General features: G+C 67.0%; 9 protein-coding genes and 1 pseudogene. All 10 read left to right on the forward strand.

Going from position 1 to position 17585, the window contains the following annotated elements; all coding sequences use genetic code 11:
• The first annotated feature begins 4 nt into the window (after positions 1-4).
• Complete coding sequence (locus ACIOMQ_RS26555) at positions 5-1021, forward strand: IPT/TIG domain-containing protein (protein ID WP_402190638.1); 1017 nt, start codon at positions 5-7, stop codon at positions 1019-1021.
• A 168-nt stretch (positions 1022-1189) separates the two neighbouring features.
• A complete protein-coding gene (locus ACIOMQ_RS26560; RefSeq protein ID WP_362199944.1) occupies positions 1190-1702 on the forward strand; it encodes an Ig-like domain-containing protein in 513 nt (170 codons plus the stop codon).
• Positions 1703-2273: 571 nt separating this feature from the next.
• Complete coding sequence (locus tag ACIOMQ_RS26565; RefSeq protein ID WP_401757363.1) at positions 2274-3056, forward strand: HNH endonuclease family protein; 783 nt, start codon at positions 2274-2276, stop codon at positions 3054-3056.
• Positions 3057-3277: 221 nt separating this feature from the next.
• Positions 3278-3637 (forward strand): hypothetical protein, encoded by a 360-nt coding sequence (locus ACIOMQ_RS26570; protein ID WP_402190641.1) that lies wholly within the window; start codon positions 3278-3280, stop codon positions 3635-3637.
• Positions 3634-4296 carry a BMP family ABC transporter substrate-binding protein gene (locus ACIOMQ_RS26575; RefSeq protein WP_402190644.1) on the forward strand — a complete coding sequence of 221 codons (663 nt, stop codon included), beginning with the start codon at positions 3634-3636 and terminating at the stop codon, positions 4294-4296. The genes ACIOMQ_RS26570 and ACIOMQ_RS26575 overlap by 4 nt, the downstream gene beginning before the upstream one ends.
• A 239-nt stretch (positions 4297-4535) precedes the next feature.
• Positions 4536-15158 (forward strand): LamG-like jellyroll fold domain-containing protein, encoded by a 10623-nt coding sequence (locus tag ACIOMQ_RS26580; protein ID WP_402190647.1) that lies wholly within the window; start codon positions 4536-4538, stop codon positions 15156-15158.
• Complete coding sequence (locus ACIOMQ_RS26585) at positions 15155-15658, forward strand: hypothetical protein (protein ID WP_402190649.1); 504 nt, start codon at positions 15155-15157, stop codon at positions 15656-15658. Before ACIOMQ_RS26580 ends, ACIOMQ_RS26585 begins: the two co-directional genes overlap by 4 nt.
• 312 nt (positions 15659-15970) lie before the next feature.
• Positions 15971-16660, forward strand: a complete 690-nt coding sequence (locus tag ACIOMQ_RS26590; protein WP_402190652.1) for a NucA/NucB deoxyribonuclease domain-containing protein — start codon at positions 15971-15973, stop codon at positions 16658-16660.
• A 14-nt stretch (positions 16661-16674) separates the two neighbouring features.
• Positions 16675-17208, forward strand: coding sequence for a hypothetical protein (locus tag ACIOMQ_RS26595; RefSeq protein WP_362212814.1), 534 nt, complete (start codon positions 16675-16677; stop codon positions 17206-17208).
• A 196-nt stretch (positions 17209-17404) separates the two neighbouring features.
• A pseudogene (locus tag ACIOMQ_RS26600) lies at positions 17405-17585 on the forward strand (IS5/IS1182 family transposase); the annotation flags it as partial.

Below are 17585 nucleotides of genomic sequence, written 5' to 3' on the forward strand. Positions count from 1 at the left end.
CCTCATGCCGCCCACGATCAGTACCATCAATCCCTCGCAAGGGCCCACCACCGGGGGTACCACCGTCACCCTCACCGGCACCGGGATGACGGGGTCCACCGCCGTACGGTTCGGCAGCACCAACGCCACCTCCTTCACCGTCAACTCGGCCACCCAGATCACGGCTGTGAGCCCGCCCCACGCCGCGGGTGCGGCGGCGGTGACCGTCCTCCAGCCGACCGGCAACAGCAACTCGGTGACGTTCACCTATGTCGTGGCGCAGGTGCCGGTGGTCACGGGTGTGGCGCCCAGCAGCGGTCCGACGTCGGGCGGCACCAGTGTCACCCTGACGGGAACCGGGTTCACCGGGGCCACGGCGGTCACCTTCGCCGGGTTCCCGGCGGCGTCGTTCACGGTGAACTCGGACACCCAGATCACCGCCGTGACACCCGCCGGAAGTGCCGGGGCCGCAGTGGTGACCGTCACGACACCGGGGGGCACCAGCGCCCCGGACGCATTCTTCTTCTATGCCGCTCCTCCCGTCCTCAACAGTGTCGCCCCCGCCCAGGGCCCGACGGCCGGTGGCGTGGTGGTCACACTGACCGGGAGCAATCTGCTCAACGCCGCTGCCGTTCGCTTCGGCGCCACCAACGCCGCCTCCTTCACCGTGGTGTCGGCGACACAGATCACGGCCACCGCCCCACCGGGAACGGGCAGTTCACCGATCACGGTGATCACCTCGGGCGGCACGAGCAACCCCGTCGCCTTCACCTATGTCGCCACGCCCACCCTGACGGCACTGGTACCCAGTACCGGTCCGACGTCCGCGGGCACCGTGGTCACCCTCACCGGCACGAACCTGGCCACCACCTCGGCCGTCACCTTCGGGGGTACGGCCGTCTCATTCACCGTTGTGTCGGGCACACAGATCACAGCGGTCGTACCCGCGGGACCCGCAGGCCCGGCCACGGTGACCGTCACCACGGCGGGCGGCACCAGCCCCGGGCTGACCTACACCCGGGTCGCCCCGCCCGGCATCTGACACCCGGACATCGGGAAAAGAAGCACCGCACACACCGGTCCAGGCTGCTGATCCAACCAGGTCACTTGTGGGCGCCGCCTCCCTGGAAAGCAAAAGAGATCGCCATAGCGTGAAGCTCCACGGCGCCCGCGCCCTGCGGGCCTGGCGACAGAACAAGGAGCCGAACCGGTGAGAATCGCACAACGCAGAGGGAAACTGGTCGTCGCCACAGCCCTGGCCACCGTACTGGGGCTGGCCTCGCCCGCCTGGGCCGTATCGTCGAGCACCACGGTGACGGCCACTCCGCAGTCCGCGGAGGTGGGCACTGCGGTGCAACTGCAGGCCACGGTCGACTGTCCTGCCGACCCCACCGGCGGGCTCGGCGTGACGTTCTTCGACGGCAGCGACGAGCTCGGCACCGTGCTCGTCAACGCCAACGGCCAGGCCGGCTACACCGCCACGTTCACCACCGCCGGCGCGCACACCATCACCGCCGCCTACAACGGCAACGCGGAGTGCGACGCCTCCAACAACACCACGACCGTCCAGGTCACGTCCGCCCCCAATCCGCCCGGTCCGACCCCCGGCTTCTGTCTCCTCGCCTGCGGCGGACTGATCAACTTCTCCGTCGGTGACATCACCAACAACGTCAACATCTCCGGGCACAAGTACAGGCCCCAGAACCAGCGGCACCTGCGCTAAGAGCTGTCCCGTAGTCCCTGGCGGGCGTGCGACGGCAGCTACGGCGCCTCGCCGCGTTGTCGGAACGCCCGAATACCTCCAGTATTCGGGAGTCCGTCCGCCTTGCGACGCACCGCATCCGACGCCGCACGCCGATCCACCAGGGATTACAGGACAGCCCTTAGAAGACTCATGAAGATCTTGGGTTCTGGCCCTGGCGGGCGGGCGTCGGGGCCAGACGGTTTCTTGTGGTGACGGGGGAATGGGCCGGGGAGACGGTCGGGCCGGATGCGTGGGAGACCTGCCGGGAGTTGGTCACGGCCGGGAGCGGGGCGACGCGTGGGGAGCGGGCTCTCCCGGCATCGTCGAGCAGCTCAACGCCCAGACCCCGCTGGGCCGCGCGGCCGCTCGTCGGGGCAGGGCAGGGCGGGGCGGTGTGGTGCGGGGCAGGGCGGGGCGTCGCGGGCAGGACGGAGTCGGACGGTGTGATTCCGGCCGCATCCGGTCGGGCGCGCGCTCATGAATGCCCGTCAGGGGGAAGACATCCGTACGATTCCCTGGTTCGGCTTTCTCCCCGTCAGGACGGCTTCGAGTGATATCTCCCCGTACGTACCGAGTAATGCTGCCCGCCCTCAGCGTGGCGGCTGTGCTGGCCCTGGCCGGCTGCGACCCCGAGCAGACGTCCTCCGGGACCGGGCAGAAGGGCGGCGGGTCGCAGGGCGGCGGACGGGCCGTCACCGGATTCGGGGCGAGCCCGCTCGACAACGCCGACGGTACGAAGCCGGGGCTCGCGCCGCTCACCTCCGAGGCGGACCGGGCGGCCGGCCGGAAGATCATCGAGAAGGTGGCGACGAAGGGGCGGGGCCCGAAGACCGGGTACGCGCGTGACAAGTTCGGCTACGCCTGGAAGGACTCGATCGACGGGATACCGCTCGCGCGGAACGGCTGCGACACCCGCAACGACCTCCTCGCCAGGGACGGCAAGGACGTGAAGTTCCGCTCCGGTTCGGACTGCGTGGTCGTGTCGATGACCCTCAAGGACCCGTACACCGGCTCGACCATCGACTGGCGCAAGCAGCAGGCCACCAAGGTACAGATCGACCACGTCATGCCGCTGTCGTACGACTGGCAGATGGGCGCCGCCCACTGGAACGAGACCAAGCGGCAGCAGATCGCCAACGACCCGCTCAATCTCCTCCCGGTCGACGGCCCGGCCAACAACGCCAAGCGGGACTCGGGGCCGGCCACCTGGCTGCCGCCGTACAAGCCGGTCCGCTGCTCGTACGCGGTGCGGTTCGCGCAGGTCTCGCTGAAGTACGCGCTTCCGGTCACCAGCGCGGACAAGCAGGCGATGCTGGCGCAGTGCGGCGGCTGAACACATCAACGCAGACCACGTCCGACGGGAGCTTCCGATGCGGCGGCGATCCGTTGCCGCAGGTCCGCGATGTACCGTACGGCGTCCCGTTCGTCCGGGTATTTAACTGAGTGCCCATCCCGCAGGCCCGGATTCCTCCGGGTCTCGGGCGCCTATGGGTCACTGAGTCCGTATGTGCGTAACCCCGCAAGGAGAAGACTGTGCAGCCTGCCGTGCCTGCCGTGCCTGCCGATACCGCCCCGCCCCCTCGTTCACCTCTGGCGGCGACCCTGGCGGTTGCCCCCCGTGTCCTGCTGGCCCTGGTACCCGTGGTCACGCTGGGAGTGTTCGCGTTCGTCCCCGCCCTCGTCATCGCCGCACGGCGACGTCGCCCCGCCGACTGGCTGGCGTGTGCGGTGTTCGCCGTCGCCTGTGCGGCCTGGTGCCTGCGGATAGCACTCACCCCGGCCGAGACCGAAGGGCCCGGGTTCGCGGTGGACCTGCTGCTCCTGCTGGGCACCACGCTCGGAGCCGCCGTACACAGTCTGTGCGCGTGGCCGGCGCGGAATCGGCCCGACGGCGATGTGGTGGAAGCGGAATGAAGACCCGTCGTACCTGGCGGAAGAAGGCACCGGCCGTGGCAGGTCGTCGGCGCCCCGCGCACGAGCTGTTCGCCGAGGCGGCGGCGCTCCTGCGCGGCCGACGCGGCGCCTGGACGGCGGGCGGGGTGCTGGCAGTGGCCTGTGCGCTCGTGGCCGTCTGGCTGTTGAGCGGCGAGGACACGGCGCGCCCGCCGGACTCGCGGGCGCGCCAGTACCGGGACTTCAATGCCTGTCTGCTCACCGGGGACCGGGGCATCACGGCGGGCACGCCCGCCGCACCCGTCTGGCAGGGCATGCAGCGCGCCTCGGCCGATACCCGGGCCCGGGTCACCCATGTGCCGGTGATGGGCGAGCAGTCGACGGCGAACGCACTGCCTCACATGAACGGACTGATCCAGCGGCAGTGCGACATCGTGCTGGCCACCGGACAGGGCCAGACCGAGGCCGTTCGGAAGGTGGCAAAGGGCAATCCGAAGACGCGGTTCGTGGTGGTCGGGCCCGCGGGAGAATCGTCGCCGGGCGCCGAGTCGGGTGGCGCGCGGACCGGCAGGAAGGGCGGCGAGGGAGACGCCAACGTTACGGTGCTGGCGCCGGGCGACGGGCTGCCGGACAGCGTCGCGGAGACGATCAGACAGGCAGTCATGGCCGCTGCGTCGTGACCTGGTTTGACATGTATGCAATGAGATAAATGTCGCATAAGGCTGCTCGCGGTGTGAGATGAGTGGATCTTGTGTGGAGGCATAGGGCAATCTCGCGAGGTTATTTGTGAATCTTGTGAGAAGGAACAGCCCTGATGCGTGCCAGACGGCGCCGATCACCCCGACTATTTCCGCCCGGGCCCGCCGGGCGTCGCAGGGCGCGAGGCACGGCACTTGCCGTGCTCGTCTCGTTCTCCTGCATGCTGACGACCGAGACGGCCGTGGCAGCGGGAGAAACTCTGCCGGCGCTCTCCATGCCGAGCATGTCCCTGTCGGGCCTGCGGAAGTGGCTGGACACCTCCCCTCTGAGGACTCCTGACCAGGAGGGAGGTACCGCCCGCGGGAAGAGCCACACCGCGTCGGCGGCGCAGACCCGCGGCAAGCGTGCCGTCGGCCACCGCCCCGGCAAGGGCAAGGGCGAACTCGACTCCTACCAGCGGTACAAGGGCAAGTCCGATACCGCGGTCACTGATCCGGCCACCGGCACCACCAAGAGCTTCAACCAGAAGACCAGCAAGCGGAACGCGAAGAAGTCCACCGCTACCTCGGACTTCTACGTCAACGCGGACGGTTCGACCACGGTCCGGCACTATGCGAGCCGGTCCAACTTCAAGGCCGCCGACGGCACCTGGAAGCCGATCGACACCGCGCTGGCCGTGGGCGACGGCGGGCGGCTCCAACAGCGCGCCAACTCGCTCGATGTCGAGTTCGCCCCCGCCGCCGACGACCAGCAGCTCGCCTCCGTCGACTTCGGCGCGGGCCGTAGCCTGGCGTACTCCCTCCGCGGTGCGCGGCAAGTCGTCCCCACCGTCGATGCCGACTCCACGGCGAAGTACGCGGAGGTCCTGCCGGACACCGACCTGCTGTTCTCTCCGCTCACCGAGGGTTTCAAGGAACGCCTCGTGCTGAGCTCGGCCGACGCGCCGAACTCCTGGCTGTTCCCGCTGGACCTCAAGGGGCTCACTCCGCGCATCGCGGACGACGGAAGTGTTCAGTTCACCGACGCGGACGGGGAGGTGACCGCCACCATTCCGCACGCCTTCATGGAGGACTCGAAGGTCGACCCGCGCTCCGGTGACGCCGCGCTGTCCCGGGCCGTGACATACGAGCTGACCACCATCGACGACGACAAGCCCGCGCTGCGGCTGACCGCCGACCGCGACTGGCTGGACGACCCCGCCCGGGTCTACCCCGTCACCGTGGACCCGACCATCGCCGCGAGCAACTCGACGTACGCACAGAACACCATCGGTGGTGACCACTCCACCGAGAATCAGATCAAGGTCGGCTCCTACGACTCCGGCACCAACAAGGCGAACTCGTTCCTCCAGTTCTCTTCGCTGGGCACCACGCTGAAGGGCCAGCGGGTCAGCGCCGCCACCCTCAATGTGTACGCGGTCTGGTCCGCGACCTGCACCGCCGAACCGTTCTCGGTGCACCCGGTGACCAAGTCCTGGACCCCGTCCGGCGTCACCGCCTACCCGGGCCCGGCGTACGGCGCCGCCATCGGCACCGCCACGGTCGCCCCCGGCGCCTCCTGCACCAATAACGCAGGCGGCACCAACGACCTGAAGGTCGGGGTGAAGATGCCGGTGAAGCTCTCCACCGACTGGTTCGACTCCGTCGCCACCGGCAGCGCCAACTACGGCCTGGCACTGACCGCACCGACCACCGACGGGCTGCACTGGAAGAAGTTCCACTCCGACAACAGCACCACGTCCGGCTTCCGGCCCGCCCTGGACCTGACCTACACGGCCAACAAGCCCCCGCAGATCAACGCCCAGTACCCGCCGGAGAACTACCAGGCGAACACCCTCCAGCCGGAACTGCTGGTCTACGCGAGCGATGCCGACAAGTGGCCGATGGCCACGCTGACCTACGCCTTCGAGGTGTACGACGCCGACAGCGACAGCGAAACCCCCGTGGCCACCTCCGGCATGATCTCCAAGAGCAGCTGGAAGATACCCGCCGGCAAGCTCAAGTGGAGCAAGAACTACGCCTGGTACGTCAGCGTCACCGACGGATACGACTCGGTGATGTACTCGGCCAGCCGGTTCGCCACGGCCGTACCTCAGCCACCCGTGACCTCGGGACTGTCGCAGAACACCGACGGCCACGAATTCGACCCCAGTGACGCCAACTACACCACCGAGGACACCGACGCGGAGGTTGAGGTCGTCGGCCCGTCGCTGTCCGTGGAGCGCTCGTACAACAGCCGCGATCCGCGTACCGACGGTGCGTTCGGCGCGGGCTGGGCGACCGTCGCGGACATGAAGGCCGCCGAGGTCAAGGACGGCTCCGGGACGCTCACCAGCGTGATCGTCACCTATCCCGGTGGCGAGCAGGTCGCGTTCGGGCGGAACGCCGACGGCACCTTCGTCCCGCCGATGGGACGGTACGCCCGGCTGGCACCGGCCGCTTCGGGCGGCGGATACGTGCTGACCGACAAGGACTTCACGGCTTACAGCTTCCAGCAGTCAGTGACGGGCCGGGCCGGCACCTTCGCGATATCCGCGATCAAGGACTACGCGAACCGCGCGGAGACCTTCACGTACACGTCGGGCAAGCTGACCAAGGTCAGCAACACGACCTCCAACCGTTCGCTGACCCTCACCTGGCAGACGCCGTCCGGCGCCACCGCCGCCCATGTCGACACCGTGACCACCGACCCCGCGAAGGCGGGCGACGCGAGTACCGTCCAGAAGTGGCAGTACGGCTACACCGGCGACCAGCTCACCAAGGTCTGCCCGCCGCAGGACTCGGCCAAGTGCACGGTCTACGGGTACGCCACCGGCAACCACTACCGCACCACCGTCCTCGACGCGGACCCGTACGCATACTGGCGTCTCGGTGAGACCAGCGGCACCGTCGCCGCCGACACGGTCGACCTGAACCAGGGCAAGTACAACGGTCTCTACCGCAACGTGACCCTCGGCGGCACCGGCCCCCTGGCCGGGTCCACGCAGAAGGCCGCCACGTTCAACGGCACCACGTCGTACGTCGAGATACCCAGTGCCCCCGGTGCCACGCCCTCGTACACCACGGTCTCCCTCTGGTTCAAGACCACCCAGGCCGGCGGCGTCCTCTTCTACTACGGCGACAAGCCGCTCAGCGACGCCGACCCGGTTGCGAACACGAAGAAGAACACCCCGGCGGTGTACGTCGGTACGGACGGCAAGCTGCGCGGTTGCCTCGCCATGTCGCCGGGCTGCATGACCACGACCACCTCCACCTCCACCGTCAACGACGGCCAGTGGCACAACGTCGCCCTGACCGGTGTGGGCAACAGCCAGACGCTCTACCTCGACGGTGCCAAGCAGGGCAGCCTGGCCGGCACCATCAACGACTGGGAGCAGCCCTACATCTCCTTCGGCGCGGGCGTGAACACCGACGGCTGGCCCGCCATGAACGCCAACGACAAGCTGGGCCACTACGCCGGCCAGCTCGCCGAGGTCGCAATCTACACGGAGGCGCTCGACCCGTCGGTGATCACCGCGCAGTACCAGGCGGCCAAGCGGTCGGCCGGCCTGCTGAACAAGATCACCACGCCGAACGGCAAGACGCAGGCAGCCGTCGTCTACGGCACCACCGACGACCTGGTCACCCAGGCCACCGACGGTGACGGCGGTACCTGGAAGCTCAACCCGGCCACCGTCACCGGCTCGTCCCAGGTCTACCGCTCCGCGGTGATGGGGACCGCCCCGGCGGGATACTGGCGCCTCGACGACACCCAGGGCGCGCCGCAGGCCGCCAACGAGGTCCACACCGGATTCGGCACGTACAGCAATGTGACCCAGGGGGGCGCCGGACCGTTCGGCACCGGTGATGTCACGGCCGCGCAGTTCAACGGCACCAGCTCCTACGCGGAGATCCCCTACGGCCCCTGGCACGGCAAGGGAGACCGCAGCGTCGAACTGTGGTTCAAGACAGCCAAACCCGGTGTGCTGGTGGCCGACCAGTCCCGGTCCCTGACCGACCCGGCCGGTCCGGGCGGGAACTACAGCCCGGTCCTGTACGTGGCGGCCGACGGCAAGCTGCGCGGCCACTGGTACAACGGTGCGGGAACGGCCGGCACGGACTTCGGCTCCAAGAGCAAGGTCGACAACAACGCCTGGCACCACGCGGTCCTCTCCGCCATCGGCACCACGCAGACGCTGTACGTCGACGGTGTCAAGCAGGCCGACGTCACGGGGGCGCCCAACGACCAGGCCAACACCCACACCTACGTCGGTGCGGGCTTCGCCAAGGGCTGGATCAGCGCACCCGCCGACACCAGCTACTTCACCGGCTCCATCGCCGAGGTCGCCGTGCACGCGAGCGGTCTCACCGAGGACCAGGTCGAGCAGCACTGGTCCGCGTACAAGGCGTCCGCGGGTGTAGCCCCGGTGCGGACGGTGAAGCTCACCGACCCCGGGAACCGGACGCTGACCTATGTGTACGACGCGGAGATGGGCAACCGTCTGCTGGCCGCGATCGACACCAACGGCAAGCGGACCACGTACGGCTACGACACCGCGGGCTTCCTGCACACGGTGACGGACGCCAACGGCAACCGGTCCATCACCGGGCACGACATCCGCGGCAACACCGTCTCCCAGACCATGTGCCAGGACACGGCGGCGGACAAGTGCGCCACCGACTACTACACCTACTACCCGGACGCGACCACGGCGTTCCCGCCCATGGACCCGCGCAACGACCTTCTGCTCACCGAGCGCGACGGCCGTTCCTCCGGACCGACCGACAACACCTATCTCACCAGCTACGCCTATGACACCGCAGGCAACGTCACGTCCGTGACGACGCCTCCGGTACCGGGCCACCCGAAGGGCAGGACCGCTTCCACCGCGTACACCACTGCCACCACCCCGGCGGAGGGCGGCACCGCGACGGCGCCGGCGGGCCTGGTGTCCGAAGTGGTCACGCCGGGCGGCCGACGGACCACCTACGCCTACTTCGCCAACGGCGACCTCGCTTCGGTGACGGATGCCAACGGGGCCAAGAAGTCCAGCACGTACGACAACCTCGGCCGCACGCTGACCAGGACCGAGGTCTCGGACGCCCAGCCGGGCGGCATGACCACGACCCTCACGTACGACAAGGACGACCAGGTCCTCACCGAGACCGACCCGCCCGTCACCAACCGGGTCACCGGGGCCGTGCACACGGCGCGGACCACCACGGAGTACGACCCGGACGGCAACGTCCTCACCCAGAGCGTCTCCGACCTGACCGGCGGCGACGCCTCGCGCACCACGTCGATCACGTACGACGCGTACAACCGGATGGCTTCGCGCACCGACCCGGGCGGCGACACCACCTCGTTCGAGTACGACGGCTACGGCAACAAGGTCAAGGAGACCGACCCCGCCGGCAACGTCAACACCTACACCTTCGACGGCGAGGGCCGGCCACTCACCACCAACCTGCTGGGGTACACCGGCGACCCGAACAACCCCTCGGCCCCGACCACCCTGGTGCAGGAGTCCCGCGCCTACGACCCGGCCGGCCGCCTTGCGTCGATCACCGACGCGATGGGCTGGGTCACCGCGTACACCTACACCGATGACGGCCTCGCGGCCACGGTGGTGCGCAAGGACCCGCAGACCGGCGCCTCCTTCACCGAGGAGGCCAACACCTACGACGCGGCCGGGAACCTGATCAAGCAGGTCACCAACGACGGCCAGACCACCAGCACTCTCGCAGTGGACGCCGCCGACCGCACCACGTCGGCGGTGATGGACCCGGGCGGGCTCGCCCGCACCACCAAGGTTGATTACGACCCGGACGACAACGTCGTGTCCGAGACGGACCTCGACCCGGCCAACGGCCGTACCAGTACCGCTGACACCCTCTACGACGACCTGGGCAATGTCACCGGCTCCACGCTCCACGACGGCACCACCGCCCCGGTCGGCCGCTGGAAGCTCTCGGAGACGAGTGGGGCGACGGCTGCCGACTCCTCCGGCGGCAACGCCACAGTCAGCCTGGGCAGCGCGGTCACCCGCTCCACGGAGCACGGCGGCGCGGCGGTCTTCAACGGCACGTCCAGCGCCTACGGCCAGACGAAGCAAGCCGCGGTCAACACCGGCGGCTCCTTCACCGTCTCGGCCTGGGTCAAGCTGAACTCCACGGCGGCCAACAGCACGTTCGTCGCACAGGACGGTGAGATCGGCAGCGCCTTCCAGCTGTACTACTCCACGGCATACGGCTGGACGTTCAACCGGCTCAGTGCCGACTCCGCGACGCCTGTCCTCGCACGGGCCACTTCCGGCACCGCCGCCGTCACCACCGGTACCTGGACACATCTGACCGGGGTGTACGACAAGGACGCCGGCCAGATCAGGCTGTACGTCAACGGCACGCAGGCCGGTACCTCCACCGCGTTCGGGACTCCGTGGGACGCGACGGGCCCGCTGCAGATCGGACGCCGACTGGCCGGTGGCAAGTACGGCGAGTACACCAACGGCTCGCTCAGCGACATCCAGGTCTACAGCGAGGCGCTGACCGCGGCGCAGGTCTCCGCGGTCAAGGGCGGCACGCTGCCGGCCGCGGGCAGTTCGGTCCGCACCTCCACCTGGAAGCTCGACCAGCGCGGTCTGCCGCTGTCGATGACCGATGAGAACGGGGACACCACCGACTACGGCTACGACGAGGCCGGCCAGCAGACGAGTGTCACCGAGCCCACCGTCGACAGCGAGTCCGCGGGCGGCAAGCCGGTCGCGATCCGGCCGGTGTCGATGACCGGGTACAACACCTTCGGCGAGGACACGGAAACCTCCGACCCGCTCGGCAACGTGACCGTGACGGCATACGACGCCGAGGGCCAGGAGTCCTCGACGACGATGCCGGACTACACCCCGCCGGGAGCCACCGCTCCCATCACCGCCACGGCCTGGAACGAGTACAACAAGCTCGGCCAGGTCACCGCGGAGGTCGACCCGCTGGGCAAGCGCACCGAGTACACCTACACCCAGCTCGGCGACCTGGCCTCGGTCCGGGAGCCGGGAGGGGCGACGACGAAGTACGCGTACACCCCCAACGGTGACCAGCTTTCGGCCGTGCGGCCGGGCGGCGCCCGTCAGGAGACCACCTGGGACTACCTCGGGCGGCCGCTGACGGACACGGACATCGTGCGCCAGCCCACCGAGCGGGCGTACACGTCCATCAACGAGTACAAGGCTCCCGGCGGCGAACTGTCCCGGACGGTCAGTCCGACCGGCGTCAGCGAGTCCTACAAGTACAACGCACTCGGTGAGACCACCGAGGTGACCGACGGCGCGGGTTCGACCAGCCGGTTCACGTACGACATGGACGGGCAGCCGCTCACCTCGGTCGACCCGGACGGCAGCAGTACGAAGAACACCTACGACGGCTTCGGGCAGCTGGTCTCCACCAGCGACCTGGACCCGACGGGCAAGGTGCTGCGCACCAGCAGTTCCACCTACGACCGCGTCGGCAACCCGACCTCGGTGACCGACTACCGGGGACACACGGTCACGCTCACCACCGATGCGACGGGGGTGATCACCAAGGCGGCGCAGCCGGTATCGGCGACCGAGTCGATCACGACCACCTTCGGATACGACGCGGCGGGCAACCGGACGCGCTTCACGGACGGCCGGGGCAACGCCTTCCTCACGACGTACAACGCGTGGGGGATGCCGGAGTCCGAGATCGAGCCGTCCACACCGGCGCACCCCGATCTCGCCGACCGCACCTTCACCATGGTCTACGACTCCCTCGGGCGTCCGAAGGAGCAGCGTTCGCCCGGCGGTGTGGTCACGAGCAACGAGTACGACGACCGGGGCCGGCTGATCCGTCAGCACGGCAAGGGCGCGGAGGCCGAGACGGTCGACCACACCTACGCCTACGACGAAGACGACCAGGTCACCGCGGTGGCGGGGGCGGGTGAGGAGAAGGACACCTTCTCCTACGACGACCGCGGCCTGCTGTTGTCGGCCAACGGCCCGTCCGGGAGCTCGTCCTTCGCCTACAACGGCGACGGGGCGATGACCTCGCGCAAGGACGCGTCGGGCACGTCGACGTACGGCTACGACACCGCCGGCCGGCTGAAGACGGTCGCTGATGGTGCCACCGGTGCGGCGATGACGTACGGCTACGACATCGAGTCCAATGTCACGTCGATCGACTACGGGGCTTCCAAGTCGCAGCGGACGTTCTCGTACGACGCGTTGGGGCAGCTGTCGACCGACAGGCTGACGTCTCCGAGCGGCAAGTCTCTGTCGTCGATCTCCTACGGCTACGACCTCAACGGCAACGAGACGTCGAAGACGACGACGGGTCTGGCCGGTGCGGGCACCAACACCTACACCTATGACTGGGCGAACCGTCTGACGTCCTGGAACAACGGGACGGCGACTGAGCAGTACGGCTACGACGCGTCGGGCAACCGGACGCGTGTGGGTGGTGACACCTATACGTACGACGCCCGTAACCGGCTCACGTCGGACGGGCAGAGTACGTACCGGTACACGGCTCGCGGCACGATGAGTTCGGTCACGGACGAGGCGGGTGTGCAGACGTCGTTGAAGGCGGATGCCTTCAACCGGGTGATCAACGAGGGTGAGAGGACGTACACGTACGACGGTCTGGACCGGACGCTGAAGGCGACGGACGCCCAGGGCGGTGCGGTGTACGACTTCGCGTACAGCGGGGCGGGCAATGACGTCGCATCCGACGGCACCGCGATGTACAGCCGGAATGTCGACGGTTCGTTGGTGGGGGTCAAGTCCGCTGTCTCGTCGGTGCTGGCGCTGACCGACATCCATGACGACGTGGTGGGTCAGTTCACCGCGGGCGGGGAGACGCTGAGCGGTTCGTCGGCGTACACACCGTTCGGCAAGGTGTCGGAGTCGACGGGGATGCTGGGGCATCTCGGTTACCAGTCGGGGTGGACGGACCCGGAGACCGCCAAGGTGAACATGGCGGCGCGCTGGTACTCGCCGGAGACCGGCCAGTTCAACAGCCGGGACACGGTGGGCCTCAACCCGCTGCCGGCGTCGGTGTCCGCGAACCGATACGCGTACGCGAACCAGAACCCGATGACGGCCACCGACCCGACCGGTCACTGGCCGAGCTTCATCGACAAGGCCATCAAGAAGGTCAAGAAGAAGGTCAAGAAGGTCGCCAAGTCGGCCTGGAAGAAGACCAAGAAGGCCGTAAAGACGGTCGCGAAGAAGGTCAAGGCCGCCGCGAAGAAGGTGAAGAAGGCGGCCAAGCAGGTCGTCAAGAAGGCGACGCGGACCATTCGCAAGGCCGTGCATTACGTGGCCGACAGCGTCAAGAAGGTCAAGAGATACGTCAAACGCACGTATAAGCGCGTCAAGAAATACGCGCACAAGGTCGTCAAGCAGGTCAAGAAGACCGTGAGGAAGGTGGCCAAGGCCGCCGCCCATGTGGCGAAGAAGGTGGTGAAGGCCGCCAAGAAGGTCGGCAGAGCTGTCAAGAAGGCAGCGAAGGCGACCGCGAACTTCGTGAAGCAGCATGCCTCGACGATCGCGTCGGTGGCCACGGGGATCGTGGTCTTCGCGGGTTGCACAGCTGCGACCGGTGGCGTCGGCGTGATCGGTTGCGGTGCCCTGGCGGGCGCGGCGGCGAACGCGGTCGGCTACGCGATGAGTGACGGCCCCAAGACGCTGGGCGGCTTCGCCCTGGCGGTCGGTGTGGGCGCGGCCACCGGCGCGCTCGGCGGCGCGGCGGGCGGTGCGGCCTCCGGTGCGGTGGGCCGGCTGCTCGGCGGTGTCGGCGGAAAGGCACTGAACGGCGCGGCGATGGGCGCGGCGGGCGGCGCGGCGGAAGGCGCGGTCGGCTACGGCGTCTCGTGCGTGACCAGCGAGGAAGGCTGCAGCGCCAGCGGCGCGGCGAAGGCCACCGCGGTGGGTGCGGTCACGGGCGGCGTGTTCGGTGCGGCGGCCAGCAGGTTCGGCCGGAAGGGCTGCACGCCGCACAGCTTCACCGGCACGACACCGGTGCTGCTGGCGAACGCCACGACGAAGCCGATCTCCGAGGTCAAGGTCGGGGACTACGTCCTGACTGCCGAGCCCGGCAAGAAGAAGAAGGAGAAGCACAAGGTCAAGGCGGTCATCGTCACCAAGACCGACCGCGACTACGTCGACGTCGTCGTCGCCACCAAGTCGGGCCCGAAGACGATCCAGACCACCCAGCACCACCAGTTCTACGAGTCCACGAAGGACGCCTGGACCCAGGCCGCCGACCTCAAGGCCGGACAGAAACTCCAGAACGCCTCCGGCGGACCCACCGTGGTGCTCGACGCCAAGGCCTACACCGCACATCGCACGACATACGACCTCAGCATCGACGGCCTCCACACGTACTATGTTGCGGCAGGCGGCGTCCCGGTGCTCGTCCACAATGACAACGAAGTATGCCCGACCAGCATCACGGTGAGCTGGGAGCCGGGAATGCCTAAGTCTCAATTCAAGCTCAAGGCGGACGCACTCAAGCAACTCGGCGACGAAGGAAAGCTTGTCAAGGCGCCCAATCCGCTTCCGGCGAGAGCCGGCATTGAGAAGGGTTACAAGCAAGACTTCTTCAAGAGGGTTTACGCTCAGTTCAACGGCAAGAACCCGGAATTCGTTGCGGCGGCCCGTAGGAGAATTTTCGGAGACATGAACCCGGATCATGTCTGGGAACTCCAGCTGGGCGGCCCCGACATCCGGAGCAATCTCCATATGCTTGATGCCACCACCAACCAAGTCATAGGTAGGCAGATTAGACAGCAGATCATGCGTCTGCCGGACTATTCGCCCATATCTGTCAACATTCAGGGGCCCCAATGATTACAGATGAGTTCAGGCAGACCCTCGCGAGGGTTCGTGAAGCCATCGACTCCAGCGAGGAGTGGAGTATCTTCAATTCTGTCCCGGCGGGCGTCTCCCGGCGGCCGGAATTGGATGCTCCGGAGGAGTACCTGGACTTCTTGCTGGCTGCCGACGGAGCCATCATGGGGTCAGTGGTGATCCTCGACAGGAAGTTTGCCAAGAAGTCACAGGCGTTGATTTCGCCGGGCATGGTCGAAGTTCCCGAAGATCCAGGCAACTGGTTCGTCGTCGGGAAGGTCAACGAGAATCCTGTGCTGGCCAATCGCCGAGATGGCTCGATCTGGACCTACCCCGACATGCTGACTTCCTGGTGGGCGAGCCGTCGATTCGAGCGAGTGGCGGACAGTCTTGCCGAGTTTGTGTCGGAGTACGGACTCGGCCCGGGGTACCTGCGCATCACGGGTTCCACGGAATCTGATCAGTGGTGGCAGCTGTTGCGTCAGTTGGGAGACGCGTAAAAGGGGTGCCCCGTGACATCGCTCGCTCTCCGCAACTGGGAACTCTAGTGGCGCGCTGAACTGAAGCAGCCCCGTCCGGCAAGGGGTTGTTTTCAGAGATCGTCGCGGCGGGCGATCGGTTGTGCTGGGCGGCGAGTAGTTTATGCAAACGCTCGGCTGGGGTCCCCAGCCGAGCGATTTGCGTGCTCGGCCGTTGAATTCGGCGGCGACGGCGGCTGAATGCAGTTCAGTAGATAAGGACTCCGCTGACGGATGGACCTTCGGGAACTTCGGCAGTTGTAGGTGACGACAACCTCAGAGGACAGGTGCTGCATGGCGCGGCACCCGTCCTGCTGTCGGAACTGTGTACGGGCGCTGAGTCTTCCAGTATCGACTGATGAGCACGGCAACCCCGTGGTGTGGTCCTGGCGCTATCGCCGACTACGGGACAGAGATGTTCTGAGGTTTGCCCCAACCAAGGCATACACCGCAAGTCGCACCACGTACGACCTCAGCATCGACGGCCTCCACACGTACTATGTGCTGGCGGGGGAAACTCCAGTACTGGTTCACAACTGTGGCACTGGTTACAACTCGGCCGGAAAGCCGTGCGGATGTGGCGCTCCACGGATATTCACGGTCGACTCCGCAGGTGAAGCCACTGCCATGCCGGTCCATACGATTGACAGGGCAAGATTTCCGGATGTTGCCAGTAATTTCGACGACGCGATCGCCAATGGGAATAGTCCGATTGTGAACCGCCTTACCGGTCGGGCCAACATCAGGTCGAACCGTAACGCTGCGCAAGCGGGATTGCCACGCCCTGATAGTTTGGGGACCGACGTGAATGGAGGGCTGTTGTCTTGGGAAGAATATCCTTTCGCCTCAACGGCCCAGGGTGGCGCTGGCGCGACTACGAGGTTGATCAACCGCACTCAGAACACTACGCATGGACGAGATTCCTTGTGGCCATTCCTTCGTGATAACGGGGTGAACAACGGTGATCCTTACTACGTGCGTTAGGAGGCTTGGTGAGAATGCTGGAGAATGAGCTGGAGCGTCTCGGTGGCCATCTTGAGGCTCTGAACAGGCCAGTATTGGCGTGGATGGTGCCGGGAACGGAAGCAGATCACGTTTCATCGGTTCTTGGTGAGCCCATTCCGAACGCGGTTGCCCGGTGGTTTCACTGGTGTAATGGAGTTGCCAGCGCTCGAGGTCAGATCCAGGACAATGTCAACGTAATCCCCGGATATAGTCCGCTCTCTATCGAAGAGGGTGTTCGTATGATGGGCTCCTATAGAGGGGATTCGGTGCTAGGGGATCACTGGGTGCCACTCCTGGGAAGTGGTAGCGGTGACATCTACGCGGCTGTCTGGTCTCCTGGTGAGGAAGCCGTGGTTGCGGGGGTCCTGCTCGGTGAACCAACTGAGATCGAGTTCTCGACGATCGAACAGATGGTGACTTTCTTCAATCGCTGTTTCGAGAGTGGGGCCTACTTCGTGAATTCCCAGGGCATGTTTTCCATGTCTCCGGATCTGTACGATGAGGTGTATGCGCAAGTAGTGGGCTAGTTACCCTGCCTCGGCCCTGCCATAGGTCGAGAAGTGCGTTGTCGAAATTTGGCAGGAGCGCGATCGAGCCCTCATCGACAGTGAGCCGATTCCAACCTGCCGGGTGGTTGGACGGGTGACCCCGACGGCGGGCATGAAGAAAGCTCCTGGTAGACGGGTTCACGACCAAGATCACCAGTCCGCCAGGAGCATTCGCGTGCTTGTCTACCCGTCCGGTATCGATCTGTCCAGCCGCGTCCTGCAACACCTCTCCGGTCTCCTCGCAGGTCACCGCCGTCGGACTGGCTCCCGGTGGCGTCGCCTCACCTGTGGCCGGCAGGCCCTGCTCGTCCTGGCCCACCTGCGCTGCGGCGACACCTACGCCCGCCTCGCAGCAG

Origin of the sequence: Streptomyces sp. NPDC087845 (assembly GCF_044742755.1) — a bacterium.
Lineage (GTDB): Bacteria > Actinomycetota > Actinomycetes > Streptomycetales > Streptomycetaceae > Streptomyces.

Coding starts and splice junctions, on each gene's coding strand:
- ACIOMQ_RS26555 (WP_402190638.1), top strand. CDS start 5: ATGCCGCCCACGATCAGTACCATCAATCCCTCGCAAGGGCCCACCACC.
- ACIOMQ_RS26575 (WP_402190644.1), top strand. CDS start 3,634: ATGAAGACCCGTCGTACCTGGCGGAAGAAGGCACCGGCCGTGGCAGGT.
- ACIOMQ_RS26580 (WP_402190647.1), top strand. CDS start 4,536: ATGCTGACGACCGAGACGGCCGTGGCAGCGGGAGAAACTCTGCCGGCG.
- ACIOMQ_RS26585 (WP_402190649.1), top strand. CDS start 15,155: ATGATTACAGATGAGTTCAGGCAGACCCTCGCGAGGGTTCGTGAAGCC.
- ACIOMQ_RS26590 (WP_402190652.1), top strand. CDS start 15,971: ATGGCGCGGCACCCGTCCTGCTGTCGGAACTGTGTACGGGCGCTGAGT.
- ACIOMQ_RS26595 (WP_362212814.1), top strand. CDS start 16,675: ATGCTGGAGAATGAGCTGGAGCGTCTCGGTGGCCATCTTGAGGCTCTG.